General features: G+C 60.1%; 17 protein-coding genes and 2 pseudogenes. 12 read left to right on the plus strand and 7 right to left on the minus strand.

What is annotated here, in order from left to right; genetic code table 11:
- Positions 1 to 531: 531 nt before the first annotated feature.
- Positions 532 to 1,536 (minus strand): HEAT repeat domain-containing protein, encoded by a 1,005-nt coding sequence (locus IEY38_RS13310; protein WP_188978517.1) that lies wholly within the window; start codon positions 1,534 to 1,536, stop codon positions 532 to 534.
- Between the two features lie 450 nt (positions 1,537 to 1,986).
- On the opposite strand from IEY38_RS13310, the gene IEY38_RS13315 reads away from it, so the two are divergent.
- Positions 1,987 to 2,508, plus strand: a complete 522-nt coding sequence (locus IEY38_RS13315; protein ID WP_188978519.1) for an LUD domain-containing protein — start codon at positions 1,987 to 1,989, stop codon at positions 2,506 to 2,508.
- Between the two features lie 2 nt (positions 2,509 to 2,510).
- Positions 2,511 to 4,691 carry an LUD domain-containing protein gene (locus tag IEY38_RS13320; protein ID WP_188978521.1) on the plus strand — a complete coding sequence of 727 codons (2,181 nt, stop codon included), beginning with the start codon at positions 2,511 to 2,513 and terminating at the stop codon, positions 4,689 to 4,691.
- A 205-nt stretch (positions 4,692 to 4,896) separates the two neighbouring features.
- Here the strand turns inward: IEY38_RS13320 and IEY38_RS13325 are convergent, their stop codons facing one another.
- The 3 genes from IEY38_RS13325 to IEY38_RS13335 all read right to left on the minus strand — a co-directional run bounded on the left by IEY38_RS13325 (position 4,897) and on the right by IEY38_RS13335 (position 9,216).
- The gene (locus IEY38_RS13325) at positions 4,897 to 6,240 is read right to left on the minus strand and encodes a nickel pincer cofactor-dependent isomerase, group 22 (RefSeq protein WP_188978523.1); all 1,344 of its coding nucleotides are present in this window, start codon (positions 6,238 to 6,240) and stop codon (positions 4,897 to 4,899) included.
- Between the two features lie 127 nt (positions 6,241 to 6,367).
- Positions 6,368 to 7,702 carry a glycerate kinase type-2 family protein gene (locus IEY38_RS13330; protein WP_188978525.1) on the minus strand — a complete coding sequence of 445 codons (1,335 nt, stop codon included), beginning with the start codon at positions 7,700 to 7,702 and terminating at the stop codon, positions 6,368 to 6,370.
- A gap of 584 nt (positions 7,703 to 8,286) precedes the next feature.
- Positions 8,287 to 9,216, minus strand: coding sequence for an NAD-dependent epimerase/dehydratase family protein (locus IEY38_RS13335; protein ID WP_188978527.1), 930 nt, complete (start codon positions 9,214 to 9,216; stop codon positions 8,287 to 8,289).
- A 350-nt stretch (positions 9,217 to 9,566) separates the two neighbouring features.
- Here IEY38_RS13335 and IEY38_RS13340 point away from each other — a divergent pair, with 350 nt between their 5' ends.
- From IEY38_RS13340 to IEY38_RS21265, 4 genes and pseudogenes are all read left to right on the plus strand, one after another.
- Positions 9,567 to 10,886 carry a glycosyltransferase family 2 protein gene (locus IEY38_RS13340; protein WP_188978529.1) on the plus strand — a complete coding sequence of 440 codons (1,320 nt, stop codon included), beginning with the start codon at positions 9,567 to 9,569 and terminating at the stop codon, positions 10,884 to 10,886.
- Positions 10,887 to 11,103: 217 nt separating this feature from the next.
- Positions 11,104 to 12,384 carry a nucleotide sugar dehydrogenase gene (locus tag IEY38_RS13345; protein ID WP_188978531.1) on the plus strand — a complete coding sequence of 427 codons (1,281 nt, stop codon included), beginning with the start codon at positions 11,104 to 11,106 and terminating at the stop codon, positions 12,382 to 12,384.
- A gap of 152 nt (positions 12,385 to 12,536) precedes the next feature.
- Positions 12,537 to 13,652, plus strand: coding sequence for a non-hydrolyzing UDP-N-acetylglucosamine 2-epimerase (wecB, locus tag IEY38_RS13350; protein ID WP_188978533.1), 1,116 nt, complete (start codon positions 12,537 to 12,539; stop codon positions 13,650 to 13,652).
- A gap of 216 nt (positions 13,653 to 13,868) precedes the next feature.
- Positions 13,869 to 14,132: pseudogene (locus IEY38_RS21265) on the plus strand (DUF1616 domain-containing protein); the annotation flags it as partial.
- A gap of 57 nt (positions 14,133 to 14,189) precedes the next feature.
- Here IEY38_RS21265 and IEY38_RS13360 read toward each other — a convergent pair.
- Positions 14,190 to 14,363 (minus strand): annotated as a pseudogene (locus tag IEY38_RS13360) (IS5/IS1182 family transposase); the annotation flags it as partial.
- Between the two features lie 231 nt (positions 14,364 to 14,594).
- Between IEY38_RS13360 and IEY38_RS13365 the strand changes: the two are divergent.
- Positions 14,595 to 16,097 carry a lipopolysaccharide biosynthesis protein gene (locus IEY38_RS13365; protein ID WP_188978535.1) on the plus strand — a complete coding sequence of 501 codons (1,503 nt, stop codon included), beginning with the start codon at positions 14,595 to 14,597 and terminating at the stop codon, positions 16,095 to 16,097.
- 41 nt (positions 16,098 to 16,138) lie between these two features.
- Here the strand turns inward: IEY38_RS13365 and IEY38_RS13370 are convergent, their stop codons facing one another.
- Together IEY38_RS13370 and IEY38_RS13375 are read right to left on the minus strand one after the other, a co-directional pair.
- Positions 16,139 to 17,320 (minus strand): glycosyltransferase, encoded by a 1,182-nt coding sequence (locus tag IEY38_RS13370; RefSeq protein WP_188978537.1) that lies wholly within the window; start codon positions 17,318 to 17,320, stop codon positions 16,139 to 16,141.
- Positions 17,321 to 17,813: 493 nt separating this feature from the next.
- On the minus strand, positions 17,814 to 18,200 hold the full coding sequence (locus IEY38_RS13375; RefSeq protein WP_188978539.1) for a hypothetical protein: 387 nt from the start codon (positions 18,198 to 18,200) through the stop codon (positions 17,814 to 17,816).
- A gap of 208 nt (positions 18,201 to 18,408) precedes the next feature.
- Here IEY38_RS13375 and IEY38_RS13380 point away from each other — a divergent pair, with 208 nt between their 5' ends.
- From IEY38_RS13380 to IEY38_RS13400, 5 genes are all read left to right on the plus strand, one after another.
- Positions 18,409 to 19,617: a glycosyltransferase family 4 protein gene (locus tag IEY38_RS13380; protein WP_188978541.1), complete on the plus strand. Its 1,209-nt coding sequence runs from the start codon at positions 18,409 to 18,411 to the stop codon at positions 19,615 to 19,617.
- 104 nt (positions 19,618 to 19,721) lie between these two features.
- The gene (locus IEY38_RS13385) at positions 19,722 to 21,236 is read left to right on the plus strand and encodes a hypothetical protein (RefSeq protein WP_188978543.1); all 1,515 of its coding nucleotides are present in this window, start codon (positions 19,722 to 19,724) and stop codon (positions 21,234 to 21,236) included.
- 90 nt (positions 21,237 to 21,326) lie between these two features.
- On the plus strand, positions 21,327 to 22,268 hold the full coding sequence (locus IEY38_RS13390) for a glycosyltransferase family 2 protein (RefSeq protein ID WP_229775303.1): 942 nt from the start codon (positions 21,327 to 21,329) through the stop codon (positions 22,266 to 22,268).
- 66 nt (positions 22,269 to 22,334) lie between these two features.
- On the plus strand, positions 22,335 to 23,744 hold the full coding sequence (locus tag IEY38_RS13395) for a sulfatase (RefSeq protein ID WP_188978547.1): 1,410 nt from the start codon (positions 22,335 to 22,337) through the stop codon (positions 23,742 to 23,744).
- Positions 23,745 to 23,794: 50 nt separating this feature from the next.
- Positions 23,795 to 25,048, plus strand: coding sequence for a glycosyltransferase (locus tag IEY38_RS13400; RefSeq protein WP_188978549.1), 1,254 nt, complete (start codon positions 23,795 to 23,797; stop codon positions 25,046 to 25,048).
- Positions 25,049 to 25,509 lie beyond the last annotated feature (461 nt).

Raw genomic sequence — 25,509 nt, forward strand, 5'->3', positions numbered from 1 at the left:
GGACAAACGACCTCACTGCTACACACCGCTACCGGCGACACCTGATTTTCATGCGTTGAAAGGGTCGTTCGCGGTCACCTCGGCATCAGACGCAATCGCGCCAAGGGGTCGTGGCTTACTTTATTTTCCCTTGCACTGACTGTGAGATCAACCACCACCGTGTGAGTGCTACTGCTGTCAATCGCGTGCTGTTCTCTATAGCAGAACATACAGCCGGTTTGAATGGCAAGGTGTTGTGGGGATACACAGCGGCTATTGGTCTCCAACTCACGCCCACCGCTAATATAACTGTATAATTGATATGCTTCAAACCATAAATCTCGAAATTGTGTATAGAATTGCTAGATATACATCTATCCCATCCAAATCTGTATGTCTCACACGCAACGTCCGACTTCCTACAGAAGTAGATATATCTGATGTGTACCGCTACGAGACGACGCAGCACCAGATAACCTACTGCAACCGTGGCCCTGCCAGAGACTGCGACATGCGATTTCTGCGTGAACTGCAGGAAAACCGACCGTCTCCTCACAATGGGGTGCCACAGCCCGGGCACAGCGGGGGGCCGGATTCGGGGAGCGAAAGCCCGCAGTGTGGACACCAGCCATCGCCCTCCGGCGTCCGGATTTCCGAGACGATGTCGGCTGTCTGCGTGCGGATTGCATCTCTCGCGGCTATTCCCGCGAAGCCCTCAGCAGGTTCCGCCCCGCGATACTGGGAGAGAGCGAACTGGGCTCGCTCTGCAACAAACTCCTCGTCCATGGCGAGCCTTTCGAGGTGTGCTTGCGGGAACGCTTCCATGCTATCAGTGCCGGCAAGCAACCCCAGCGCTTCGGCCGCTCGCCCACGGACGTATCTGCTTTCGTCTTCGAGACACGAGACGAGCGCTTCCCTGGCGTCTGTAAGCCGTTCGGGACACGCAGAGCCGATAACGACGAGCGCAGTGCTCAGGTGATATCGAACCAGTTCACTGTCCGCTTGAAGATGCTCGGCGAGCGAGTCGACCTGATAGCGGAGCCTGTCGGGACTACCCAGGGCGACGTGGGCCAGAGCCTTCGCCAATTTCTCCGTTACTTCTGGTTTGTCGAACTCCAGGCCGATGCGCAGATCTGCCACGACCTCAGGCGAGACGACGGCATCGGGATGGTCGACGGCGACGTAGCCCAGCGCCTCTGCACACCGAGCGCGAACGTAGTAGAACTCCGACTCATCCGACAGTCGTTCGGCAAGCGTCGGGACAACCGGAACCACGCTGTCCGGCGTGCTTTTGCTGACCGTGACGAACAATTTCGCTGTCGTGAGCCGTGTTGGTCGCTCGCTGTTCTGCAAAAACTCGGTGAGCGACGTCAGTACGCCGTCGAACAGTTCCGGCTGGTCGTCGGCGGCCGCTTTGAGTGACCGCAAGCACGCCTGTTGGTCAGCCGCTCCGGCCGTCGAAAGCCGCTCAAGTGCTGTCAGTGCGTCAGCTTCCTCTCCTTGTTCGAGTAATGTCACAATCTCCGAATCTTGAGGTGTACCGGGTTGGTCGTCCATCGGTCCGTTGTCGGCGTTTCTCGGAGAACCCACAAAACCCCTTGCCTCCCGGGTATTGCCCGATCTGATAACAACCGCTCACCGGTGAAGCTGCTATACCGCGTCTGACGCGCTATATGATATTGTATCTACGATAGATACCTCTATTCATGAGCGATATCGTCGGAGAGTAACGATGTTTGGATATATTGAGTGACGGATCTATATCCATTGCTAGTGATAGGTGTCAAGTTTATCGACGCCACCCCTGTTAAGACCATCTTCAGTATCACTCTACTAATCTGTCACACCGTGTAAGTGGCAGTATAAGTAAGTGCAGTAACTGTCTGCTAATCTAGTAAAACGATACCAGAATAGCTGGGTGTACGCGACAGTCCACCAGATTTGTCGGACTTACGTCCGTTTCAGACAAAAACTAAATGATGATGTAGGTTTTCGGTTCGCGTATAGATGGAAAGCAAACGCGCGTCGTTCGAGGGCGCTCTCGAAGCATTGGGTGTGACAGTTTCCAGCACTGCCGAGTCCGAACTCGAAGCTGCTGTTACGGAGGCAGTCACGGAGCCTGCAGTCGGGATCGCGCTCGACGAAACGGTCGGGGACGAGGCGTTTTCGCTCACGGAGACGCCTGTCACGGTCGACCCCACCCCGGTCGCGCTTCGCGAGGCGACCACTGGCGTAACCGGTGCTGAACTCGGTATCGGCGACTACGGTTCGCTCGTCCTCTCGATGACTGAAGCGGCCAGCGAACTCGTGAGCCTGTTTGTCGAGCGTCATGTCGCCATTCTTCACGAGGAAGACATCCAGCCCGATATGGACGCGGCAGTGGCAGAAGTGGACGAACGGTTCAACGAAACCGGTGGGAGTGCGATTATCGCCACAGGACCGAGTGCCACAGCCGATATGGGCGCACTCGTCAAGGGCGCACACGGACCCAGAGAGGTCCACGTCATCATCGTAGAGGAGGGTGTGTGACGATGGCAACCGCCGACGAAATCCGCGAGCTGATGCGGACCGAGGGTGCGGCAGTCGCGGAGAACACGCAGGGGTTCAACGCCGGGCGCTACGACTCTGTCGCGGACCTGAAAGACTACGAGGAACTCAAGCAAGCGGCCCGGAGTATCAAGGAGGACGCCATCGAGGAACTTCCAGATCTTCTCGATCAGCTGACGGAAACAGTCGAAGCGAACGGTGGAACGGTGTACATCGCCGACGACGCCGCCGACGCGAACGACTACATCCGCAACGTCGTCGACGAGCGAGCGGCTGACCGGGTCGTCAAGAGCAAGTCGATGACCAGCGAGGAGATCGAGGTCAACGACGCGCTCGAAGCTGACGGCGTGGACGTGGTCGAGACGGACCTGGGCGAGTGGGTGTTGCAGGTCGCTGACGAAGCCCCCTCCCACATCGTCGCCCCGGCGATCCACAAGTCACGCGAGAGTATCGCGGAGCTGTTCAACGAGCGATTCGACCCCGAGGAACCGCTGGAGACTGCCGAGGAATTGACCCGCTTCGCCCGGAAAAAGCTGGGCGAGCAGATCATCGACGCGGAAGTCGGCATTACCGGTGCGAACTTCATTACGGCTGATACCGGGACGATGGCGCTGGTCACTAGCGAGGGGAATGCCCGCAAGACGGTGGCCGCGACGGACACGCACGTCGCAGTCGCTGGCGTCGAGAAAGTTATCCCGACGGTTGGAGACCTCCACCCGTTCATCGAACTCATCGGTCGGTCGGGCACCGGTCAGGACATCACGTCGTACGTCTCGCTGCTGACTCCACCAGTGGACACGCCGGTCGTCGATTTCACCGACGACGAAACGCCGCTGTCGGCGTTCGAATCCGACCGCGATTTCCACCTCGTACTCATCGACAACGGGCGACTGGAAATGCGGGACGACGATCACCTCCGGGAGACGCTGTACTGCATCCGGTGTTCCGCCTGTTCGAACTCGTGTGCAAACTTCCAGAGCGTCGGCGGCCACGCCTTCGGCGGCGAAACGTATTCAGGTGGCATTGCAACCGGGTGGGAAGCCGGCATCGAGGGACTGGACGTGGCTGAGGAGTTCAACGACCTCTGTACTGGGTGTACGCGGTGTGTGAACGCCTGCCCGGTCGGTATCGACATCCCCTGGATCAACACCGTCGTCCGGGACCGAATCAACCGCGACAAGGACGCCCCCGGGGAGTGGCTCGTTGACGGACTCACGCCCGACGAGGAGGACGACGGTGCGCCACTGCAAAAGCGCTTCTTCGGCAACTTCGAGACCGTCGCAAAACTCGGCAGCGCCACCGCACCGGTGTCGAACTGGCTCGCCGGGACGACGCTCTCCCGCCGAGCTATGGACCAGATTCTGGGCATCGACCCGCGTCGGGACCTCCCGACATTCGAGCGGGAGACGCTCGTCGACTGGGCCGCTTCCCGCGACTCGCAGGTAGCCGAACCCGAACGCCGAGCGGTACTGTATCCGGACCTGTACACGAACCACGTGCAGGTCGAGCGCGGCAAAGCCGCTGTGAAGGTACTCGAATCGCTGGGTGTCGACGTGGTTGTTCCACCGGCACCATCCAGCGGCCGCGCGCCGCTATCCCAGGGGATGATCGCGACGGCGACCGACCATGCGGAACGAGTCACGGAGACGCTCGGCCCCCACATTGAAGGCGGGCGCGATGTGGTCGTTATCGAACCGAGCGACCACGCGATGTTCACGCGCGAGTACGAGCGGCTCATCGACGAGGCGGCGTTCACGGACATCGCGGAGAACAGCTACGAGGTGTTCGAATACGTGTTCGGGCTACTCGACAACGGGGCGTCCATCGATTCACTCACGACCGTCGAGGGTGCCGAAATCGCGTACCACAGCCACTGCCAGCAGCGGACGCTCGGGCTCGAAGCCCATACCGTCGCTGTCCTCGAAGACTGTGGCTACGACGTGGTCACGTCCGACGTGGAGTGTTGCGGCATGGCCGGGAGCTTCGGGTACAAGTCCGACTACTACGAACTGAGCATGGATGTCGGCGACCGGCTCCGGACACAACTGCGAGACGACGGTGTACAGGACCGCCCCGTCGTCGCCAGCGGCACTTCCTGTCTTGAACAGATCGACGCCCTGCTGGAACGACAGCCCCGTCATCCAATCGAGCTACTGGCGACGTAACGACCGCTTCGGCCTGCGATTTGCGTGCGCTCGGTCACCACGATACCTAACGCATGTACGCCCGTTATTTATCGGTCTTTATATGCTTCCGTGTGTCGGGTGTGTGTCGCTTAGACTTCGCGGTCTGAAACACCGCGTGAGTGTCGCGACGACGCACTATGGCTTGTCAGGTCCGCGCTCTGCAGTATAGCTCCGGTATTGACAGCTACTCGCGGAGCGTCGGTGCGACGAGCTGTCCGTTATCAAACTCGATCGGCGACGGCTCTTCGACCACACGGAGGTCGTCGCGTTCGCGTGCGGCCTCGACCAGCGCCGGCGACGCGTAGAGTTGGTGGAGATGCATCGTGTCGGCTGCACGGAGCATGCGAACAGTGTCGGTATCGACGACCCCTATGGTCGACAGCGCGGCGACGATGCCGGCACGGTCGGTTTCGACCACTGGCGGCAGTTTCACTCCGCGAATCGTGCTCGCGGTGAGCGCATTGATAAGCGACGTTTGCGCGTCAAGTTCTGCGACGACATCTTTGTGGACGACATCCGCAGAGCCGACGCCCATCGCGTTTCCGTGGGTCTTCTCCGTCAGCCCGCGTGTGAAGATGCGCTTGATGGCCGGCGTCTCGGGAGCCAGCTCGTTTATCGAGAATGGTCGGCGACCGATAACGTTGGTATCGAGTCCCTGACCGCTTATCTCCTTGCCCTGACGGTCGAATATCACGAGATCGTCGAACGGGAGCTTGGGCATCAGTTCGTAGGCGGTCTCTAACAGCTCCTCTTCACGATCAAGGAAGCCACTCGGCGGTACGCCCTCTATCAGCGTCGTTTCATCGTGTTGGTCCTCGACGATTGCGACGCCGCCGACGATGGGCAATTCGTCGAGCAACTGGCCAGTGATCTCTGGAATCATCCGTCGGAACGACCAGTCGACGGCCCACTTGTGGGCGATCTGTGCGCCGCGTTGCTTGCCCATGCCGATGACGAGCATCTTCGAGAGCCCGCTTTCGACGGGTCCGTCGAAGTCTGTGTGTGGCTTGACGCGGTTGATGGGGATGATTGCATCTGCCGCCACAGCGGTGTCGTCGGCGACGACCGGCACGTCCCGGTCGGGTGTTCGTCCGACCTCGACCACGTCCATCGTCGACCGGATTTCGCAGCCGATTGCCGGCTCAGTCACGCCCAGTTCGTTCAGCATCGTTCGCTGGCCCTCGCCGGTAGCGCCACCGTGGCTTCCCATCGCCGGGAAGACGAACGGCTCGTAGCCGGCGTCAGACACTGCTTCCACGACGCCGGCGACGATAGTGGGCAAGTTGGCGATACCGCGACTTCCGACTCCGAGCGCGACCTCGCCGCCCGCAGGCACGTCGGCAAATGACAGTGATTCGACCGCACGGGCTGCGTGTGTTGCGACGGCATCGGGTGCAATCGGGTCCGTCTCCCAGTTCTGTTCGATGACGCCGAGTTCTGGGAGTGGAGGGTCGCCACAGGCATTGATGATTGTCTCTTCTGGGACAGAAAGGGCGTCCGCGGCGATCTGTTGATCGGATGCGTTCATGCGCGACATATCAGCCTGTCCGTTGATAAACGTGATCCACGGATCGAACGGTGGCTGCCACCTCGATCGTGATTCGGCAGTCCGATAGTACCACCCGAGAATAGCCACCGTGTATCGGTAGCCGGGATTACTCGTTTGGGTCTGGAATAACGAGTATGACCAGGTCGTTGACGTTCGTTCCGGTCGGTCCGGTTTCGACTGTCGCCCCGATTTCAGAGAGGTACGAGCCGGCATCGTTTGCAAGCAGCGCATCGCGGGCTTGTTTGCGGTCATCGATGATGCTCGCATCAGCGATAGCCCCAGCTGCGTCGGAGCTCCCGTCTTCCCCGTCAGTGTCGACGGCAGCGATGACTGCGTCGCCGTCGTGGGCCAGTGCGCCGGAGAGAACAAATTCCTGATTTGGGCCGCCCTGGCCGCCATCCTCGGTTACGGTGACGGTCGACTCGCCACCGGCAAGGAGCACGGCTGGCGGTTCGACTGGCGTTCCCGTCGCTCTAGCCTCCTCGGCGATAGCGACGAGTGGTTTCGCTACCTCGCGGGCTTCGCCGCGCAGCCGAGACGTGAGTACGAGCGCTTCGTAGCCGGCCTCCCGTGCGACAGCAGCGGCGGCGTCAAGCGCGGTTGCGTTGTCCCCGATGAGGTGGTTCGTAACACGGTCAAAGACCGAATCATCGGGAAACGGTGTCTCCGATAGTCGATCATCTTGCCCCGCTTCGAGATGGTCGTGAACGGCTGGCGGCGGCGTAAGGTCGTATCGTTCGAACACATCAAGCGCGTCTCCGTACGTGGTTTCGTCCGGCACTGACGGACCGCTACCGATGGTTGAGAGGTCGTTTCCCACAACGTCGCTGATCAGTACTCCGGCGACGGTGGCAGGAGTCGCGCGCCGTGCTATCTGCCCACCTTTCAGGTCTGAGAGGTGCTTCCGGACCGCGTTGATCTCCGCTATCGGGACGCCGCCGCTGAGAAGTCTGTCGGTCGTTGTCTGGAGGTCGTCCAGTGTCAGGTCCCCGGCCGGAGCCGATAGCAGCGCACTGGCTCCACCAGTCAAAACCAACAGGACGAGCGTGTCCTCATCGGTTTCGTCAACTTTTTTTAACATTTCAGTCGTCGCCGCAACGTTACGGTCCGACGGTAATGGGTGGTCCCCGACAGAACTCCGGACGGTTTCGGTGTCGATAGCCTGCGAAACAACCACGTGGCCGCCGCTGAGGGTGTCTCCGAGAATGGATTCGAGCGCCCGTGTCACACCACCCGCGGCTTTCCCGCCGCCGACGACGGCGACCTCGTTGTACTCGTCAAGATCATAGGTCGTCCCGCCGACTGTCAGTGTCTGGCTATCGCGGCCGACGGCCGATTTAGTGGCGGCCGCAGGCGCGGCTGCATCCACGGCGGCTTCGATACAATCGAGTGCGATCTCGTGTGCATCGCTGGCAGCCAGTGCGGCCCGGTTGCAAATCATACGACCGCTTCCATGGGGATGAATAAAAGTCTGGCTCAGACGCGAGTTCCACTGTTTCCCGCACCTCTTCTGCTGCCATCGAGCCTTCTATCTCGGGTAATCGAACGCGAGGCTGCGGATAACAGTGTTCGATACCCCGGATATGCTGATATCGTTCGAATATGGATGTGTATATAAGCGGCTAGTAGTCTCTAGCCAGTACTTGAATCTATGTTTTAAAGATAGACAAACATATGTGGGGATAGCCACTCTACAGTGAGGATTATTGTGACTCGAAATCTGTGGAACGCAGTCTCTCGGCCGAGTTTCGCTCCGAAACAGGCCAATATCCGGCTAATCGATCGGATCTCTCGGACAACAGTGAGTGTGTCCCGTGGATCGAAGGACCGGTTTGGATATGCGAGCGTGTTAGGGCTCGTCTTATATGTGGCTAGCTGGATGCTATTCCATCGCTGGTACCACTTCTCCTCGGAAAGATCTCGTAAGCGAACTCCTACCGAGGGATTGCACTCGGGAACGGTCGGGGCGCGCCTGGGTTTCTCGCGACGCTCTTGCGAGACAGGTGCAACCGAAAAAAAAGCGACTCACGTCCGTTCGGCGTCGAGCGTCGCTTCCAGACCTTCGCGGAGGCAGAGCGTCGGTTCGTACCCGAGCAGTTCGCCTGCGTCACCGAGGTCCGCTTCGCTCTGTTGGATATCGTTCGCGCGACCGGGGACGTGCTCGATCGCGATGTCCGAACCGACGACATCTCGGACCGTTTCGGCGAGTTCGTTTATCGTGACGCTCCGTCCGGTTCCGACGTTGAACGGTCGGCCGACGGCGTCCGTCGTAGCTGCGAGCAGATTCGCACGTACGACATCGTCGACGTGGACGAAGTCCCTCGTCTGTGTCCCGTCGCCCTCGACTGTGAGCGGCTCGCCGGCCTGAGCCTGACGGACGAACGTGCCAATGACGCCGGCGTACTCCCTGTCGAGACCGCGCGGACCGTAGACGTTGAAGTACCGTAGCGGCACCGTCGGCAGACCGTATTGCTCGGTGTAAAACCGTACGTACTGCTCCCCCAGATGTTTCTCGAAGCCGTAGGGGCTGTTTGGTTCAGTCGGCGCGTCTTCTCCGATGGGCACGTCGTCGGGGGTACCGTACACGGCTGCGCTGGACGCGAACACCACCCGCGTGTCCTGCCGTCGAGCGCAGTCGAACACGTCGACGGTCGCCGTACCGTTCAGTTCGTGGCAGTCGACCGGCTGCTCGATTGACTCTGGGACGCTGACCATCGCCGCCTCGTGGAACACGATGTCGATGCCCTCCATCGCCGTATCAAGCGTCGCCCTGTCCCGAACGTCGCCCTTGATGACGGTCACGTCGTTGGGGAGGTTCGCCCGCCGCCCCGTCGAGAAGTCGTCGAGAACTCGCACATGGTTGTCCGCAGCCAGTGCCGACGCGAGATGGCTCCCGATGAATCCACCGCCTCCGGTGACCAGCACCCGGCGGCCGCTGACAGTTTCCGTAGACATATCGTTCGGAGACGTGGTTTTCATAGTTTAAGTTATTCGTACGCATACGGCCGTCGTCCAGGACGGTGAAACGTGTCCCAGGGGCTGTTTACCAGTCTGAGTCGTGTTGTGGCTACTTCGGGGATACACCAGCCTGCTCCGAGCGGTAGTAATCTTTGTTACCTGCTCACTGTGGATGGCGTAGAATAGCGCTGCCTTCGGAAAGCTGGGAATAACAATATGTCAACTCGTACACAGCGGAGCACAACGGAGTCCACTACCCGACACAATGATGCCAACACGCGTACCGGAGCTCGTGGACGACCACACCGAGCGCCCGCCATCGAGAGCGGTTCGGGAGTGGGGCTGAAATGTCTGACAGAGTCCAGCAATCGCCCACGAACGACGGTATCCGCGAGGTTTCGAAGAACTTGCCCGCAGTGGGACTGGTCGCGACCGATTCAAACGCCGAGTGGATAGCGGCCGAAATCCTCCGCATACACTCGCGTGCACACCAGGCAATCGTTACGGCGGCCGTCGATGCTGACCCGCAGGCGCTCGCTTTCGCCCGCTGGCTCGATGCAGAGGTAGTCGACCCGTCTGGTAGCCAGCCCAAAAGCGATGCTCTCCGCGAGCGACTGCGGCGGTACGCTAAGCAGGCGGGATATCCGGGTCTCGTGTACCACGGCGGGGGTAAAGGGTCGGTCAATCTCCCGGCGAGCCGCGAGGCGCTGAACAGTACCGAGAAGTTCACTATCGACGCCCGCGTCGAACCGGTCACTGACCCGGAGCCGACCGTCATGGTCGGAATCCCGGCGTACAACGAAGCGGGAACGATCGGAAGCGTGGTTGAGTCGGCCAGAGAGTTCGCCGATACCGTCCTGGTAGTTGATGACGGGAGCACTGACGAAACCGTTGAGGCCGCGCAGACGGCCGGTGCGACGGTGTACGAACACGAGCACAACGTTGGGTACGGCGGGGCGCTCAAGAGCATCTTCGAGCAGGCCGACCGGAGCGACACCGACTATCTGGTTGTCCTTGATGCCGACGGCCAACACGACCCGAGCGACATCCCGGAATTGATCGAACGACAGCGGGAATCGGACGCGGAGATCGTCATCGGGAACCGGTTCGATGAATCCGCCGAGACCGAGATGCCGCTGTACCGGCGATTCGGGCTGTTTACGGTCAATTTCATGACCAACCTCAGCCTCGGAATCTTCACGCCGACCAATCGGATACGTGATACACAGAGCGGCTTCCGGGCGTACAGCCAGGCGGCTATAAGCTCGCTGGCTTCGGACAGCTCAATCGGCGATCGGATGGGCGCGAGCACGAACATCCTGTATCACGCCCACTCGAACGGTTATCAGATCGCGGAGGTGCCGACAACGATAGATTACGACGTGGAGGCGTCCAACAACCTCGGTCCGGTCGAACACGGACTCACGCTCGTCGGGAACATTATCCGGACAGTTGAGCGGGAACACCCGATTATGTTGCTCGGCGTCCCCGGCGTCTGCTTCGTTCTCGTCGGGTTCGTGTTCACGTACCTTACCATGTTCAACTATCTCCAGAGTGGGACCTTCCCGCTTGGGCACGCGCTGGCGAGCACTACCTTCACCATCACTGGTATCCTCGCCTCCTTCACTGGAATCATTCTCCACTCTCTAGAACTGTACCGCCAGTAGTCGGTGACGCGAGGGCAGGCCAGCTATTACCCTTTGCCTCACTGTCCGTCAGGCAGGGTTTACCGGACCCCTGTGGTCGCTGACTGCACACAACTTCTGCATAACAAAGAGTACCGTATATCATTCGTAGGCCAATGGGACACGAACCCAAACCCGACTGTCTGGAACGAGGGCAGCGCGGTGAATCACTCGGGGAACCACAGGAGGCCTCGGAAACGTGACTGTCTGCGTCCACGGCCTCGGATACATCGGGCTCGCGACGGCGGCACATTTCGCGAACAACGGCACCGAGGTCATCGGTTTCGATGTCGATGAAGACGTGCTTGAGCGTCTCAGCGAGGGCGAACCGGCAGTCAGTGAACCGGACTTCGAAACGTACGTGCAGGACGCACTTGAGGGGAACTTGGCACTGAGTCGCCAGCCGCAACCGGCCGATGTACACCTAATCTGTGTGCCGACGCCGTACGACGAGATGAACGGCGAAGCGGACCTCTCCTACGTGAAAGACGCCGGGCGGAATGTGGCGGGCGTGCTTAGGCCAGGCGACACCGTGGTTCTTGAATCGACAGTCCCGCCAGGAACGACTACCGGCGTCCTTGCTCCGATTCTCTCTCGAGGAGGGCTCGATGTCGGAGACGACGTGGAGTTAGGATACACACCGGAAACGGTGATGCCTGGGAATACGCTCAGCGAACTCCGGACGAACGACCGAATCGTTGGCGGCGTCGACGAGGCGTCTGTCAGTGCCATCGAGACCCTCTACGAGCCGCTTACCAGCGGGGAGATCCACGTCGCCGCTGACCCGACGACCGCCGAATTCGTGAAACTCGCACAGAACGCGAAGCGGAACGTCAGCATCGCGTACGCGAACACGCTTGCACTACTGGCCGAGAACTACGGCGTCGATGTACGGTCAGCTATCGATCTCGCGACCAACCATCCACGGGTCGATATTCTGGACCCGGGACCCGGCGTCGGCGGACACTGTCTCCCCGTCGATCCGCACTTCCTGAGCGACGGGACAGGTGCGACAGAACTACTCGACGTGGCAAGCCAGGTCAACGACCGCATGCCGGAACACCTCGTCAGGATGCTTGAGGACGCCATCAGCACACTACATGGCAAGACCGTGGCCGTCCTCGGAATTACGTACAAGGGGAACGTCAGCGACACCCGGAACAGCCCCGGTCTGAAAATCGCTAACCTGCTTGGAGACGTCACGACAGAGGAGCGCACGGCCATGGACGGCGGGTGGGGCGAGAGTTCGGTTACTATCCATGACCCACGAGCAACGGATTCGAGGCTGCAACTCGTTTCGCTCGAAGCGGCAGTCGACGGCGCTCATGCGGTGATATTCGGAGCGGCACACGATGAATTCGCCGACCTTGACCCGGAGGCTATCGGTTCGAAGATGTCTGGACAGACCGTGGTTGACCCGGTCGACGTTATCGACGCGAAACGGTGGGCCGACTACGGATTCGATGTCCAAACAATCTGAGCCGGGCACGTCTCCGACAGGCAATACAATGACGCGCGAAACCGGCGGTGTAGGAAGTTTATAACAATTCTGTTGGTCGCTTACGGAACCGGTATGGAATCGATTGGATGCGACCGGTATCGGCTGCTCGATTTGCGAAACCGGGGACTACAATGACTGCAAGCACCGTCGGCTTTGTTCTCGGAACGCGTCCAGAAATAATCAAGCTGGCACCTGTAATCCAGGAGTGTCACCGGCGCGGCATCGACACGCACGTAATCCACACCGGGCAGCATTACTCAGACTCGCTGGATGCGGTCTTCTTCCGACAGCTCGGGCTGTCGCCGCCGGATACAAACCTTGAGGTCGGCTCCGATGACCACGGAGCCCAGACCGGAGCTATGCTTACCGGTCTCGAGGCGGAACTCCACGACGTCGAACCGGCAGTCGTGTTCGTTCAGGGGGATACGAACTCGACGCTCGCGGGTGCACTTGCTGGAAGCAAGATGGACATGGATGTGGCCCACGTTGAGGCCGGGCTTCGGAGCTTCGACGACGACATGCCCGAGGAAACCAACCGGGTCATCATCGACCACATCTCCGACCACCTCTTCCCACCGACCGAGGAGACAGCGGCGCTACTCCGGAACGAGGGTATTCCGGAGGACCGCATCACGGTTACCGGGAACACGGTCGTGGATGCGGTCCAGACCTACGACGACAGAGCCGCGAGCGAAAGCCGGATTCTGGGCGAACTCGGCGTTACCGAGGGGCAGTTCGACCTCCTAACCGCCCACCGCGCAGAGACGGTCGACGACCGTGACGCGTTCGAGCGAATTCTCAGCGGCGTCTCTCGGGCGAGCGCTCAAGCAGACCGGGAGGTCATCTACCCGATACACCCTCGGGCGGAGGACCGCCTCGAAGAGTTCGGTATCGCGGTCCCGGACCGGGTCCGGCTCGTCGAGCCGCTGGGATTCTTCGATTTCCTCCGTCTGGAGAGTACGGCGGACGTAGTGTTCACCGATTCCGGCGGGGTTCAGGAGGAGACGAGCATCCTCGGGACGCCGTGTGTAACGCTCCGGTATGGGACTGAACGGCCCGAGACGGCGTTTGTCGGTGCGAACTGCGTCGCCGGTCGGGAGCCAAGCGGCATCGTCGCGGCGGCAGCGCAAATGCGTGGTAAAGCCGGCGACTGGACGACGCCGTTCGGGGACGGAAACGCCGCAGTCCAGATCCTCGATGCCATTCCGAAACTCGCTGTCGGTGAGGCGGTCACGGCGACGGAGTAAGCGGGCTCTCGGACTAGGCTTTCGAGAGTGGTACTACCGGTTGCCCATGCTAGTAGTAACTGTTTTATTTTATTACTCCGCCCTCTCCAGCCGACAATGGCAACTGACGCAGACGCAGGCATCGAAGCGGATGCACTCCCGGCCGATCTGTTGCTGGTCGCACTCCTCGGCCTCTGACACCTCGCCGCTGCTCAAGGATACGCCGGACAGTCGTCCATGCAGGCTGTTCTGGGGCTGGGAGCGGTGCTTGTCGCGCCGGGGTATGCTCTAGTTTCTCTTCTTTTCCCACGCCGTGCATCTGAGGCGGGGCTGTTCGAGGACCGAGGAGGGCAAATATCACCCGGTGAGCGGTTCGTTCTCTCGGTCGGGGCCAGTGTTTGTCTGGTTCCGCTGGTGGGGCTTGGGTTAGTCCTGCTGTCGTTCGGCGCGACCACCAGTCTGTTTCAGCTTTCTATCGGGGCCATGACCGTGCTACTCGCGTTTGTTGCGGCGGGCCGGCGGCTGGAGGTATCACCGGCGGAGCGTTTCAGTCCTCTCCGGGCACCGGAATCGGGTACGCGGCCATGCCGGCGGAGCGGAGACGAACACATCGTACTCCAGCAGGAAATCAAACTCAAGATGCTCAAACAGCGGAACTGGATCGGTAGCCGCTGTATTCAAGAACTCGTTAACCGAAGCTGCGTTTTGCAGGATCTTGGTGCTACTGGACACAGTTTTCAATCCCTGTGGCCTCCCTTGGATGGATTTCTATGACAGGCTCCGCGGTGTGAAGTCAACTAATTAGAAACGCTGTGCCTGTGGTATAGGACACGGCTACTGATAGGGTAGGTGGCCCGAACAGAAACAAGGCAAGAATCGTATGATACGATTCGGATATATCGATACAGAACCGGTAATATGTGACAACCAGTCTCCAGTGAATTACTGTGGGAGGGGTAATAGATGAAAAATCGACTGCGTAAGTTCCTCGTCCGGATGTTACCGAAGGGCGATACACTCGAACAGACAGTCAAAAGTGGGGCGTGGATGGGTGCTATGAACGTACTCTCTCGGGGCCTGCAGATACTCCTCGTCATCATCCTCGCGAATCTGCTTGATCCGGCCGATTTCGGGCTGATGGGCATCGCCCTGCTCGTCCTCAGCGGTCTCCGGAAGTTCTCAAAGTTGGGGCTCAACGCGGCGGTCATCCAGAACAAAGAGAAGAATGTCGACGAGTACATGAACACGATGTGGGTACTCCAGTTGGTCCGGGGTGCCGTCATCGCGGTGGTGTTACTTGCCGTTGCGCCACTCATCGGCTCCGTCTTCAGTGAACCCCGGGCGACCGATGTCGTTCGGGTCGTGGCGATAACTCCGCTGTTTTCAGCCCTGCGGAACCCGGCTATCGTCTACTTCAAGAAGAACCTCAACTTCCACAAGGAGTTTGCCTATCGGATGAGCGGGTCGGTGTCGCGGTTCGTCGTCTCCCTCGGGTGGGCACTCGTCTCTCCGACCGTCTGGGCGCTCATCGCAGGACTCGTCGCCTCTCGTTTCGCAAAGTTCGTCTTCTCGTACTACGCACACGACTACCGGCCGTGGCCGTCATTCGAACTCGACCGGGCGAAAGAACTCATCGACTACGGGAAATGGATAACGAGCAACACCATCCTCTATTTCCTGTACACAGAAGGTGACGACGTCGTCGTCGGGTGGTTACTCACCTCGACAGCGCTGGGGTTTTACCAGACGGCCTATCGGATGTCGAACGCGCCCGCGACCGAAATATCGCAGGTCATCTCGAGTGTCACTTTCCCTGCGTTCTCGACGTTACAGGATGACATCGCCGCTATGCGGGAGGCCTACTACCGGACACTGCAGATGACGGCTTTTCTGACCTTTCCAGCAGCGTTCGGAATCGCCGCCATCGCTCCGACGTTCGTCGAGACTTTCATGGGCGAACAGTGGCTGCCGATGGTGACCGCCATGCAGATTCTGACCGCGTACGGTCTCATGCGCGCAGTCGGGAAGACGATGGGGCCGGTGTGGAAGGCCGTCGGCCGCCCCGACTATCTGACGAAACTGGCGTTACTCAGAGTGGGGCTCATAGCCCTGTTGATAATCCCGGTGACGAACAGATTCGGAATCGAGGGCACGGGGTTGCTTATCACGGGAATATACATCTTCCCGATATTGCCGATAGACACCTATATTATCGTCAAGACTATCCAGGGATCTTACAAGCGGTTCGTGAAGCAACTGTTCTATCCGCTCGTCTGTAGCGGTGGGATGTTCGTTGCGGTCGTCTGGCTCGACCAGCAGCTCCCGCTTGAAGCCGGCGTGCTGGAGTTTGCGACGCTCGTGACCACGGGCGCTATCGTTTACATGGCGCTCGTGGCCCTGTTCGCGACGCGCTTCGAGTGGGCGATAGAAGAAAATCTCCGCTCGATGTTCTCGTCGCTGAGCTGAGAGAACCCCTGCGACTATCATTATCGGCTCGAGTCGAAGAGTTACTCGATGGCCGCGCGGTGGACTTCCTTGATACGCTCGGCGTGGTCGGCCCACGTCCAGTTCTTCTCGCGCAGTCGCCGACACCCGGCTTTGCCCATCTCCCAGAGCACTTCGCGGTCGGCGGTCAACTCTTGGAGGGCAGACTCGATGGCCCCGACGTCTTTCGGTGGAATCAGTCGCCCAGTCTCGCCGTCGACGACCTGTTCGGGGACGCCACCGACTTCGGTACCGAGCACGGCTGTCTTACTCGCCATGGCCTCGTATATCGCGGTTGGCCGTCCTTCGGAGTGACTCGGCAGGAAGTAGAGGTCGGCAAGCGCGAACCACCGCCGGAGGGCCAGCGTGGTGATGCCGGTGTAGATGTGCCGGGCGGAGAAGTCGCTCTCAGTGAGTGCTACGCGCAGTTCCTCTTCCATGGACCCGCCCTGTCCGACAAAGACGAACACGGTGTCGTCGAGGTTCAGGTCAGGGAGGAGATCAGTTATCTCACCGATGCCCTTTCGCTCGTAGAACTGGCCGACGAACAGCACGACGGTCGCATCGAGGTCGATGTCAAGTTCCTCGCGCAACCGCTCGCGCTGGTCAACCGGGAAGTTCGCGGGGTCGGCACCGATTGGGACCGTCTCGACTTTCGACGCGTCGGTGCAACGGCTGGCTTTCTCGGCGAGGGCGTCACTCACACAGAGGACGCCCGTTGCCGCGTCTAACGTCTCTCGAACCCTCGGTTCGACTCCCGGCGGATGGTCACCCATGGAGTTGAGTCTGCTCCCATGACAGACCACGAACAGCGGCACGTCGTTGGCACGGGCGTAGGGAAGCAAACCGTAGCCATCGGGGTAGAGGTGGCAGGCGTGAATTACGTCCGGACGGTCGAACGTCTTCGAGACGTACTCCGGGATACGGTTGGCGTAGGACACGCCGGCCACGCTGTAGAAGGCCCGTTTGGGGATGAGATACCAGATTCGAGGGTGATGAACCGAGTACGACCCCCAGTCTTCGACCGAGGAGATAGACGAGTAAGAGGAGTACGGCCCGACGGGCGGGGCGAACGGCCGCGGTGCGACAGCGTCAACCGACGGTCCTGACTGTGCGAGCGCGCGAAGACTGCGGTAGTTGAACAGCCCCTGATACGGATTGATAGAGTCTGGATGGTTTGTCGTCCCGGCTAGCACTGAGTACATCGAACGCGTGGAGAGTCAGCGTGGGTTACAAAAATTATGTGGCAGATACCTATTCCGTGGCTCGATCAGTAGTTGCTGATTCAACTGCGAGAACTGTTGAGTGCGAGTTAGCTATCGGTACCTCCCAGAATTAACCTCCTTCAAAAAAGTGAAGATGGTGTCTGCAGGTCAAGAACCACAAGGAGTGTTCTGGCAGTTTGCCAGTAGCCAGTGGTGTACTGACTCGGGAGACAGCCCGGGTCAGCTGCCACGTGGGATGCTATCCGCTCCGAATAGGGTCGAAAAACTGCCGGAGCAGCAGGTTCGGCAACATTCACAGGTTGTAGAGCACCACAGCAAACAGAAAGTAGAAAAACCGCACAGAGAACGTCTATGACGGCGTTTTAGCGAGTAAATACGTCACTTTCCGGTAAGACGTTTCGATGCCCCAGCAGCGACGGTAGGCTTCTGCAAGTGGATTAGTGATGTCACGAGTGGCGTCGCGATTGGTCACCTAACAGAAATGGTGGTGAATGTCGATCAAAACGTTGAGGGGTCGTGTGAACCGGCGGTTGCAGGCTGCTTCGTTGAACATGGCGTCGCGGAGGCAGTCGACGATCAGTTCGATCGCCTCCGTGTCGAGCCCACGAAAGTGGTACACCAGTGCTCGAGCGAGTGGATTCCGTGGCCCGGCCCTGACGTCTACGTCGTCACCGCAAGCAAGTTGGTACGCTTTCGCGCCAGCGTTTGCGAACTCGTTGCCGAAGGCAATCCGAGTAGGGACTTCCAGCGAGTCTTCGCTCGGATACGTACCGTTGGCGGCAACATCGAAGCCAAGCTCAGGAAACAGCAGCGAGAATGCCACTCGACTCACCTGTCTCGCTTCGGCTGTCTCGACCATATCGAGACAACGACCGCGACGACAATCGTCTCTCTCCCACCTCAGAAACTACTGCCTAGCCGTGGGGTGGGCAAAGTATGAACCGATTGCCAGTCTGCGTCGGGGGTAGATATTCGGGCACCGAATCGTCACAGTCTGGTAACTGCTGTATATCTTTATACGTGAGAGCCATCCTGTGGAGAGAAGGATGCAATCGGTGGATATCTGTATGTTCGGGAATCAGCTTGCCCCGTCAAGTGGGAGCGTCTACATCGGCGGCTCGGTCAACACCGCGATTCAGTTATCCGAGAGTCTCGCCGACGAGGGCCACAACATCCACATCGTGACTATCGCACCCCGGAACTGGGATAGTGAACGACCGGATGACGTGGAACTGCCTGACTGGGCACGCCATCGCATCTTCGACGCGACGGCACAGCACCCGGGACTGCTTGACGGCGTCCAGACATTCTATGACTCCGCACGCGAACTCCTCTCGTACTGCCGGAGTCATGAGATCGATGTCATCCACAGCCACTCGGGGTTCTCCGTGCTGGCATCTGTCGCAGCGGCCGTCGGTGGGATACTGGACATCCCAGTCGTACACACGCTCTACTGTCCCATCCCTGAAGAGAAGCTGAACCGTATCGACAAGAAACTCTCCTCGCCGCTGCCGGCGCGATTGACGCTCAACAGCGTCGGCCACGTCTTCGCGATGACCCGGAATGTTGAGTCGTCGCTCCAGCGTCACGGCGTCGAACCGACGACGTTCGTCCCGCCCATCATCGACACGGAGACGTACCGTCCGGATCTGGCGAAGCCGACCAGCGTGGAACTGGCAGACGACAAGCCGACAGTGCTGTTCGTCGGTAATCTCCACCCGACGAAGGGAATTCGACACCTAGTGCGCGCGCTCGGAGAACTGCGCGCGGAGGGACGGGACTTTCAGGCTATCGTCACCACCGAACGCCACATCCCCGGCCAGAATGAGCGCCGGGAGGAAGTCTGGTCCATGCTCGAACAAGAGGGTTTGGCCGACGACACCGAGATGCTCGGCATCATCGACGACATGCCGAACCTGCTCGCGAACGCCGACGTTATCGCGATGCCGTTTACTACCACTGACGGCCCCTCGGACTACCCCATCGCTTTACTTGAGGGGATGGCCTGTGACACCACCGCCGTCGGGAGTAACGTCGGCGGCATTCCCGAACTCCTGGGCGACGGACGGGGCGTCCTCGTCCCACCCGGCAACGGCAGCGCACTTGCAAACGGTATCGCCGACGCCCTCGACGGGGAGGGATACGAGACTCGAAGCTTCATCGAGGAACGGTTCTCTCCGGACGCCGTCACTTCGACGGTCGTCGAAACGTACAGACGGCTACTCGGACAACCAATGGCAGCATCCACCTCACGTCAGTCGGTAAGCACTGACTAACAAAGCCACCCATGGATAAACTCAGAGGTGACTAAATGTGTTCGATACCTGCTGGCAGTTCCACGGTGTGGGACGAACTGTGAATATCTCTTCAGGATCAATTCGTGACTGACGACGAACAGCAACGTAAGCTCAGCCGTCGAGAACTCCTCGGCCTCGTAGGGACGGCCGGGGGCACGGTGCTCACCGGGTGGTATCTCTCCCAGAACCAACCCTTCCGACAGGAACCACCAACTGAAGAGCGACCGACTAGCGTGGAACCGTCGAACCCGCCGCAGTTCCGCGGCCCACCCGACGGTACCGAGAGTATCGCCGACCACGGCGGAACCGTTGGTGTAGACACACCGGAGGCCGCGGAGGAGAACGTCGCAGCCATCCATCGTGCATCCACCGCCGCGGACACCAGCACGGTGTATCTCCCGCCGGGCAAGTGGTACGTCGGGAAGAGAGACGAACCCGAGTTCCTGAACCCCGGAAAGGCCGGGGCCGAACTGGGCGCGGCTGGACTCGGGTTCGTCGGCGAAGGCCCGGACCTGACCTTCCTCGTCTTCCAGAAAGACACGCTGGAACAGGGTGGTGGTAACGAGATTAGTTACGTGGGCGGAACCGACCACGGAGACGTCGTCTGGCGCGATCTCACCTACGATGGCAACTACCAGAACATGGCCTTCGACAGTGGGACGCGCCAGTGGGGCATCGACATCGAAGGCGACACGACCGCGAACTTCACGCTCCAGAACTTCCGTCTCCGGAATATCCAGGCGCTCGGGCTGACGGCGAGCGGTTCGAGCGACTTTAGACTCACCGTCGACCAGAGCACGTTCCGCAACATCGGCATCGGACGTGTCAACCAGGCCGACGGGAGCGCCCTCGGCCACGCTCTCGGACCGACGGTCCCAGCCGGCCGACGGTTGACTGTAACGAACTCGCGGTTCGAACTGATTTCGGGGAACGTCATCGACTTCAGCAGGTCCGACGGCTTCGGATCCGTACTCATCCAGAATTGCTTTGCCACGGGTATCGGTGATACCCTTATCAAGGAGAAAGGGATGCAGGAGGTCCACCTCTCGAACGTCTTCTATCAGGCCCACACACCGGAACTCGAGTCGGCGATGAATCAGGGCGCGATAGAACAGGAGCGCCACGGACGTGGCTTCCTCAAACAGATTTCGGGGCCGGGGAACGGGACCACGTACGTACTAGAGAACGTCGAGGCCCGAAACATGCTCCGGCGGGCAGTGAACCTCCGAAACGGGAAACACTGGCGGTTACGCGGGGGTCGAAACGGCCCGATACGGATTCGAAATGTCAACATGAACGGCTCTGACGAGTCGTACGTCTGGCGGGAATCGACCGATCCACAGTCGTACTTCGAGTTCGACATCGGCACCATGATAACCGACAGAGTTCAGGGACTCGTCTTCGACTGCCCGTCGTCTCGTGGCGTCGTCGATACGCTCTATCAGCAGCACACGAGCGGTATCGGCTCGACCGGTCGTATCGAGATAGGCTCACAGCATCAACGGGCTGCGCCCATGGAGCCGAACGTCCCGTCCAGAAACGCCGTCGGAATCAACCCGCTACCGGTGAGCGATCGCCGTCAACTGCGGATCAAGTAGCCGTCTATTACTTAATTGGTTGCCACCGCGACAGACGACGGAAGGATGACTGCCTTGACCGAACCCCCCAACCGAGACACCTGGCCGCTAGTGAGTGTGGTGGTGCCGACCTACGGTCGAGACGAGTACCTCGAAGATGCTCTTCGGAGCGTCGCCGAACAGACCTACGACAACATCGAGTTGTTCGTCGTCGACGACGGTTCGTCCATTCCCATCACCGAGACAATAGACGAGGAGGGGATTCCCTTCGAGAACCTTGAGTCCGTGACGTTCATTCGTCACAACGAGAATCGGGGGGCGAATGTCGCCCGGAATAACGGGATTCGGTCGGCCACTGGTGAGTTCATCGCCTTCCTAGACGACGACGACTGGTGGCACGAGGAGAAAATCGCACGGGGTGTCAATGCGTTCCTGACCGGCGGCGAGAACGTCGGCCTCGTCTACAACGGCAAGCAGACAGAGGGCGCAGACGGCACGACGAAGATGATCCCGTCTGTTGAGGGGGACGTGGTAACCGACCTGCTCGAGGGCAAGGAGTTCGGCCAGTTCTCCTCTATCATGGTCCGGTCGTCTGTCATCGACGAGGCCGGCTTGCCCGACGAACGGTTCCCGTCCTGGCAAGACCGCGAGTGGCTCTTTCGCATCGCCCAGTACTGCGAGTTTAAGCCGATTCCGGAGATACTTACCTATCGGCGCGTCGGCCACGCCGACCGCATCACCAGAGACTTCCAGACCCAGCGCGATGTCACTTATCCGATGTTCGTGGAAAAACACGAACCGCTGGCAGCGGAGTACGGCTGGTACTACCGGCGGGCGTTCCTCGCATCACTGCGACTGAACCTCGCGCGGACCGCCGTCCGTGCCGACGAGTACGAGGAAGCGCGCAAGTACTTCTGGCGCGGGTTCGCGGCAAATCCGCTGTATCGCCCACTGTACCCGCACCTGCTACCCTCCCTCGGCGGGAAGTGGACCTACAAGCCGGTGACAGTCGTCCGGAAACAGATATCGAAAGTAGCGTCTCTGCTCGGATGACTGGTATTGGTGGAGCGACCTCGGGTAGCAAACCCATACTAATGATGGAAACAGCGGTGAGTGGATATGATGGGTGCCACTAACTTCGTCTGGCTGACTTTCGACAGCGTTCGGGGGGACCGGACCTCCATCGGTGGCTACGACAGAGAGACGACCCCGACGCTTGAGCGAATCGGACGACGGGACGACGGGTACGCTGGGTCTTGCTTCTCTCACGCCCTCTGGTCACAGCCCTCCGTCGCGTCGATGATGACCGGCACGTACCCTTCGATGCACGGGTTGGGGAGCCACAACGAGGTGCTCCCCGACTCGATTCCGACCGTCGCCGAGCGACTTTCCGAGGCCGGGTTCGAGACCATCGGCATCTCCGCGAACCCCTTTTTTTCGGAGAGCACGGGGACACACCGCGGGTTCGACCGGTTCGACTTCGTCAACGGTACCGAGCTCGCCAGAGAGGCCGGTGTTCGCGGGTCGCTCTCGTTCGTGCGGAACCTTCGAACCTTCTCCGGGGGATTCACGCTCGAACGACAGCGACACAATCCGGACTACCTGCTCAACGAGATCGTGAAAGACCGCCTGCAGGATGGTGCCGAGGGCGACGACCCATTCTTCCTTGCCGCCCACTACTACGGCTTGCACCACCCGTACTTCCCCTCTCCGAAGTACCGGGAGACGTTCGCCGACGACCTACCGATGTCGGCCGACGAGGCGGCCGAACTGGCTCTCTCGAACTCCAGGGACGTCTACGAGCGAATCGCCGAGGGACCTATCGATGACCCCGAGGCGGCGACGGCTCTCGATAATATGTACGACGCACAGGTGGCACAGGTCGACGCTCTCGTCGCCGGACTACTCTCGTACGTCGACAACCTCGGCCTCGGTGACGACACGATAGTCGTGATTACCGCCGACCACGGCGATTTGCTGGGAGAACTCGGCCTTTATTCTCACAAACTTGTCCTTCACGACGCACTCGTTCAGGTCCCGCTGGCAGTCCGGGGGTCGGAAGCTGTCGTTGACGCGGCAATGGCGAACGCACAGCACGCGGACGTAATGCAGATGATCCTCTCAGAACTCGACGTCGACACCGACGGGATGCACGGAGCGGAACTCACTGAGGGGCCCCGAGAGACGGTGGTCGCCCAGCGCGGCGACGAGACCAGAGAGAAGACGCTCTCTGCCGTCCGGGAGTTCGAACCCGACTACGAGCACGAACACGTACTGGCCGGGATGGTCACGATGCTTCGTACTGACGAGTGGAAGTTCGTCACCGGCACTGACGGGTCGATGCTGTACCGATTGCCCGACGAGAGTGAGGATGTGAGCGATGACTACCCCGGCGTAGTCGAGCGGTTCGAAACGACGTTTGATGTGTGGATGGACGAGCACGGACAACCCCTTGACTCCGGTGACCACCGTGAGTTCGATGACGATGTAAAAAGCCAGCTCGCAGACTTAGGTTACGTCGTCGAGTGACGCCGGTAGTAGCCAACTAACCAACTCTCGACCAGACGAGGTGAGAACGAATGACCTCCAGCAAACCGCCCGGCGAGCAGGCTTCGACAACCGAAGGCGAGCGAGCGACAGTGCTGTCGGGCGACGACACGGGTGCCATCGAACCGACGAGCGAGTCGACGCCAGTGACGGCCGCCGAGCTGGGTTCACACCTCGCGTTTTTCATCCCGGACCTCTCGCTCGGCGGCGCCGAACAGGTCACCGTCACGATCATCAACGGACTCGCCGAACGCGGTTACGACGTGGAACTGTTGCTCTCGCGTGCCACCGGGGAGTTACAGTCGGAACTCTCCCCACAGGTCGACGTGGTGGAGTTCGGGCCAGACACCGTGACAGGTCTTGGTGTCGCCTCGCATGTCCCAGCTCTCGTGGAGTATCTGGACCGTGAACAACCCGCCGCACTCTTCCCCCATCTGGCCCACGTCAGCGTTGTCTGTCTCGCCGCCCGGCGCTTCGTTGACGCCGAGGTGCCGATTTTCCCGACACACCACAAGGCGTTCCGGGTTCAGCCAGACCCGAGTTCAAAGGCTCGCGTTGTCCGCCGACTGGCCGAACGGCTGTACCCGTCGGCCGAACAGGTCGTTGCCGTCTCGGGTGGCGTCGCAGAGAGTCTCGCGGAACATACGCCCATCGACCCCGACGACGTTTCGGTGCTGTACAACCCTGTCGATGTAGAAACGATTCGAGCGCGCGCCCGCGAGCCGGTCGACCACCCGTGGATAGAGGACGAAGACGTGCCGGTTGTCCTGTTCGTCGGACGTCACGAGCGACAGAAGGATCTTGAGACGTGGCTGGCTGCCTTCGAACAGGTTCACGTGCGCAACCCCCAGGTTCGGGGAGTCGTCGCCGGAAAAGGGTCACAGACCGACAAGATACGCGAACTGGCCGAACAGCACGGCATCGAAGACGCCCTTTCCCTGCCGGGCTACGTGGAGAACCCGTACCGGTACATGCGACAGGCCGACGTCTACTTGCTCTCCTCGCGGTACGAGGGGCTCCCAACCGTCATGATAGAGGCGTTCGCCTGTGGCTGTCCGATAGTCGCGACAGACTGCCCAGCCGGGCCACGCGAGATACTGGCAGACGGGGAGTACGGGCCATTGGTCCCGGTCGGTGACGCGAACGCACTCGCGCGGGCCGTTGAGGAGACGCTAGAGAACCCGGTCGACTCGTCGGTAATCGAACACCGGGCCGGCGAGTTCGCCCCGGCGTCGATCATCGATGACTACGAGCAGTTCCTCCAAGAACACGTTGTCTCTGTGTGAGTGGATTGTGTGCCTGGATTCGGTTGGCACCACGGGTCAGTGCTTTTCGACTCAACCGACGATGTCGAGCGAATACTCCGTCGTGACCCGGAACGCGGAGAAGCACGTCGCAACTTTCTACGCCGCGTACAGACCAGCACGGACCGAGAGTGGACAGTCCTGCTAGCCGATGGTCTGTTTACAAATCTCTTTGACCCGTAGGAGAGTGTGAACCGTTCGGCGTGGACTTCGTCGTATTGCCCGACAAAGTACCTGTAGTCTGCTGTTCTCCAGTCGGCAGGCAGACGATATCTTCAGGCGGCCGGTTGCTGTCTGGCGATAGTTGTCGCTTCTGGAGAGCCCTGGCCGGCCATTGAGGGCTGAAAACTGGCCGTTGCCACAGCCGACATTGAGTACGTTCTTCCTGCCGAGTATATACTGGTCGAGTAACTCGAACAGTCTCTTCGGTATAGCCGGTGCCG

This window comes from Haloarcula sebkhae (assembly GCF_014647415.1).
Classification (GTDB): Archaea; Halobacteriota; Halobacteria; order Halobacteriales; family Haloarculaceae; genus Haloarcula; species Haloarcula sebkhae.

Coding starts and splice junctions, on each gene's coding strand:
- IEY38_RS13400 (WP_188978549.1), top strand. CDS start 23,795: ATGACCTCCAGCAAACCGCCCGGCGAGCAGGCTTCGACAACCGAAGGC.
- IEY38_RS13380 (WP_188978541.1), top strand. CDS start 18,409: ATGTTCGGGAATCAGCTTGCCCCGTCAAGTGGGAGCGTCTACATCGGC.
- IEY38_RS13365 (WP_188978535.1), top strand. CDS start 14,595: ATGAAAAATCGACTGCGTAAGTTCCTCGTCCGGATGTTACCGAAGGGC.
- IEY38_RS13375 (WP_188978539.1), bottom strand. CDS start 18,200: ATGGTCGAGACAGCCGAAGCGAGACAGGTGAGTCGAGTGGCATTCTCG.
- IEY38_RS13330 (WP_188978525.1), bottom strand. CDS start 7,702: ATGATTTGCAACCGGGCCGCACTGGCTGCCAGCGATGCACACGAGATC.
- IEY38_RS13320 (WP_188978521.1), top strand. CDS start 2,511: ATGGCAACCGCCGACGAAATCCGCGAGCTGATGCGGACCGAGGGTGCG.
- IEY38_RS13315 (WP_188978519.1), top strand. CDS start 1,987: ATGGAAAGCAAACGCGCGTCGTTCGAGGGCGCTCTCGAAGCATTGGGT.
- IEY38_RS13370 (WP_188978537.1), bottom strand. CDS start 17,320: ATGTACTCAGTGCTAGCCGGGACGACAAACCATCCAGACTCTATCAAT.
- IEY38_RS13310 (WP_188978517.1), bottom strand. CDS start 1,536: ATGGACGACCAACCCGGTACACCTCAAGATTCGGAGATTGTGACATTA.
- IEY38_RS13335 (WP_188978527.1), bottom strand. CDS start 9,216: ATGTCTACGGAAACTGTCAGCGGCCGCCGGGTGCTGGTCACCGGAGGC.
- IEY38_RS13325 (WP_188978523.1), bottom strand. CDS start 6,240: ATGAACGCATCCGATCAACAGATCGCCGCGGACGCCCTTTCTGTCCCA.
- IEY38_RS13340 (WP_188978529.1), top strand. CDS start 9,567: ATGTCTGACAGAGTCCAGCAATCGCCCACGAACGACGGTATCCGCGAG.
- IEY38_RS13395 (WP_188978547.1), top strand. CDS start 22,335: ATGATGGGTGCCACTAACTTCGTCTGGCTGACTTTCGACAGCGTTCGG.
- wecB (WP_188978533.1), top strand. CDS start 12,537: ATGACTGCAAGCACCGTCGGCTTTGTTCTCGGAACGCGTCCAGAAATA.